General features: G+C 61.2%; 1 protein-coding gene. It reads right to left on the bottom strand.

Annotation, left to right across the window (positions count from 1 at the left end):
• On the bottom strand, nucleotides 1–1723 hold a 1723-nt coding region (gene thrS, locus A2I95_RS35635), incomplete at both ends, for a threonine--tRNA ligase (protein WP_291737270.1).

The following is a 1723-nucleotide window of genomic DNA, read 5'->3' as shown; positions in this document are numbered from 1 at the left end:
CTCCACCTCGCGGTGGCCGACGGAGAGAATGACCGGCACTTTGCCCACAGAATGCTCTCGGACCTTGTAGTTGATCTTCTCGTTGCGGATGTCGGCCTCGGCGCGCACGCCGGCCTTTTGCAGATTGGCAACAACCTCCTGCACATAATCATCCGCGTCCGAGGTGATCGAGGCGACGACAACCTGGCGCGGCGCCAGCCAGAACGGCAGCTTGCCGGCATGGCTTTCGATCAGGATGCCGATAAAGCGCTCAAACGAGCCCAGGCAGGCGCGGTGCAGCATGTAGGGGCGGTGTTTGGAGCCATCTTCACCGATGTAATTGGCGTTCAGGCGTTCCGGCAGATTGGGGTCCACCTGAAAAGTGCCGCACTGCCAGACCCGGCCGATGGCATCGGTCAGTTTGAAGTCCAGCTTGGGTCCGTAGAACGCGCCTTCGCCGGGATCCAGCGTATAGGCGTTGCCGGTTTTCTTGATGGCGTTTTCCAGCGCCGCCTCGACGTGATCCCAGCTTTCTTCGGAACCGACCCGCTTTTCCGGGCGGGTGGCGAACATGATTTCGAATTCCACGAACCCCAGGTCCTTGTAGACCGACGACAGAAAATCGATGAACTTGGCGCATTCCGCTTCGATCTGCTCTTCGGTGCAGAAGATATGCGCGTCATCCTGGGTGAAGCCGCGCACCCGCATGATGCCGTGCAGCGCGCCCGAAGGCTCATAGCGGTTGCAGGAGCCGAATTCGGCCATCCGCAGCGGCAAGTCGCGGTAGGATTTCAGGCCCTGATTATAGACCTGCACGTGGCAGGGGCAGTTCATCGGCTTCAGCGCGTTGATGGTTTTCTCGCGCGCGTGCTCCTCGTCCACTTCGACGATGAACATGTGCTCCTGATACTTGTCCCAGTGGCCCGAAGCTTCCCACAGTTTGCGGTCGACCACCTGCGGAGTGTTGACCTCGACATAGCCGTCGGCGCGCTGTTTGCGGCGCATGTAGTCCTGCAGCTGGGTGTAGATGGTCCAGCCGTTCGGATGCCAGAAGATCTGACCGGGGGCCTCTTCCTGCATGTGAAAGAGGTCCATCTCGCGGCCCAGTTTGCGGTGGTCGCGTTTGGCGGCTTCTTCCAGCATGTGCAGGTGGGCTTTGAGCTTTTCCTTGCCGGTGAAGGCAACGCCGTAGATCCGTTGCAGCATGGCGCGGGAGCTGTCGCCGCGCCAGTAAGCGCCGGCGATCGACATCAGTTTGAACGCATCGCCCGGCAGCTGGCCGGTGTGCTGCAGGTGCGGGCCGCGGCAGAGATCCTGCCAGCCGCCATGCCAGTACATGCGCAGCGGCTCGTCGCCGGGGATGCTCTCGATCAGCTCGACCTTATAGGGTTCGCCAAGGTCGGTGTAATGCTGGATCGCGCGGTCGCGTTCCCAGACTTCGGTGCGGACCTCATCACGCTTGTTGATGATCTCCTTCATCTTCTTTTCGATGGCGCCGAGGTCTTCGGGGGTGAAGGGTTCCACGCGGTCGAAGTCGTAATACCAGCCGTTTTCAATGACCGGGCCGATGGTGACCTTGGTGTCGGGCCAGATTTCCTGCACCGCGCGCGCCATGACGTGCGCCAGATCGTGGCGGATCAGCTCATTGGCCTGAACCTCGTCCTTCATGGTGTGGATGGCGATGGTCGCATCTGCATCGATCGGCCACTGCAGGTCCCAGTGCCGACCGTCGACGGTGGCGGAG

This window comes from Leisingera sp. F5, assembly GCF_001593695.1.
This window is presented reverse-complemented; position numbering and strand designations above follow the sequence as displayed.